Source organism: Olsenella phocaeensis, assembly GCF_900120385.1.
GTDB lineage: Bacteria > Actinomycetota > Coriobacteriia > Coriobacteriales > Atopobiaceae > Olsenella_I > Olsenella_I phocaeensis.
Window position 1 is genome coordinate 1,098,095 of record NZ_LT635494.1, and the last position, 1,778, is coordinate 1,099,872.

Genomic DNA, 1,778 nt, shown 5'->3' on the forward strand with positions numbered 1-1,778 from the left:
AGGCATGCTCCTCTCCCCTGCCGTCGGCGCTGGTGTTCCAGCCCTTGAAGATCTTGCCCGGCTGGGAGAAGGCGCCGTTCGCGGCGATGGCAGCATCGATCGACGCTACGGTCGCACTGCGGTCGGGCCTGTTCGCAGAGACGGTGTAGGTGGCGTCATCGGCAAGGTTGCTGTGGTAGACGATGCCATAGCTGGCGGAGTCGCTCGACCACTTGGCATAGACGACCAGGGGCGCATTGACCGTGACGGAGCTGTCGTACGCGCGTTCCACACCGTCCGCATCCCTGTAGAACCAACCCTCGAAGTGATAGCCAAGTGCCGTGGGGTCGCCTGGGACCTGCGCGCTGCCGGCTGCGGGCGTGGCGTCGGCGAGCGCGTAGCCGCGCATGGCGACGGCAGCCTTGTCCGCGACCGTTCCGTCACTGAATCTCGCCCCGACCGCCTGGGCGGCGTCCGGGGCATTGAGCCTGAAGGTAACGCTCTCGGCGGGGACCCACACGTGCTTCTGTCCGTCGGACGAGGCGTTGGCCACGGGGTAGCTGTAGCTTGTACCGTTCGAGTTAAGAGGCGAAAGCGCGCTCGTGCTTGCGTCGGCCAGCGTGAAGAGCATGAGCCGCTCGTTGCCGTTGTCCGCGCCGTTGGTGGGAACGGTGCTGCCACTGCCGGAGTTGTAGTCCGGGGCATACTTCACGAGGTGGGAGCCACCGAGCACGACGTAGTTCGTGCCCGTCTGGCCCGCGCCCGTATCTGCGTTCTTCGCCGCAGGCGACTCGACGAGCGAGCTGCCGTCGAACTCGATGTAGCCGTTGCCCTGCGCGCCGAAGAGCGCGCCGGAGTTCTTGCCGTTGCCCTTGAGTGTCGAGTTGTCGAAGACCACTTTTCCGGTGTTGACGTTGAGCCCACCTGTGCCGCCGTTGTTGAGCTCGATGGTGGAATTGGTCACGGTGACCGTCGTGCTCGCGTTGCCGCCGATCGAGATGCCGGCCGTCGACCCGGTGTTGGAGGTGATGTGCGAGTTCACGATGTTGCAGGACGACTGGATGGCCATGCCCGTGGGATAGCGCCAGGAACTCCCTTTGTTGATCGTCAGTTCGGAGTCGCTCATGTTGAGTTGGTTCATGTAGTAGGTCTGGCCGAAGCCCGCCACGGTGAGCGAGGCGTTCTTGAGGTTGAGGTCACGAGCGTCGAACCAGGTGCGCGTTTGGGAGTTCACGCTCACGGTGCAGTTCTCGAAGGTGATGCCCGACTCGTAGAAGTTGGTGTCATTCTTGTCATCAGCCGTGATGGTGAGGCTGTCCTTGCCGCCGCTGCCCCTGACCGTTCCGCCCAGGGCGATGCCACGGGTGACGTTCCCGCCGGCGTTGTCCTCGAACACGTAGCTGCCGTCGGTGATGGTCGAACCCGCCCTGGCGGTCAGTGCCGTGCCAAAGCCGGACATGGTCAGCGTGGCGCCATCCAGGCACCTGAGGGTCGATCCGCTCGCAAGCGTGATGCCGTCCGCGCCGGTGCCCTCCATGGTGGTGACGCCGGCGACGACCAGGGTCACACCTGCGGGGATGGTGGCCGCAGCGGGCGCAGAGAAGCTGCCCTTGATCTTGATGGTCGTTATCGCCGGGTTTGCCGCTTGGAGCTCCAGCGCCTTGCCAAGGGACTTGAGGGGCGCTGTGCTCGACCCATCGTCGGCGTCGCTTCCGGTGCTGCCGTCGACCCAGAGCTCCACCGTCTCTGTCGGGGCGGACGCGGGCGGTGCCGCGGCGAGGGCGGGTGCTTCGGCGGCC

The 1,778-nt window shown here is 65.5% G+C and carries 1 protein-coding gene; it reads right to left on the reverse strand.

The window, feature by feature from the left end:
• On the reverse strand, nt 1–1,778 hold a 1,778-nt coding region (locus tag BQ7388_RS12295; protein WP_200781434.1), incomplete at both ends, for an InlB B-repeat-containing protein.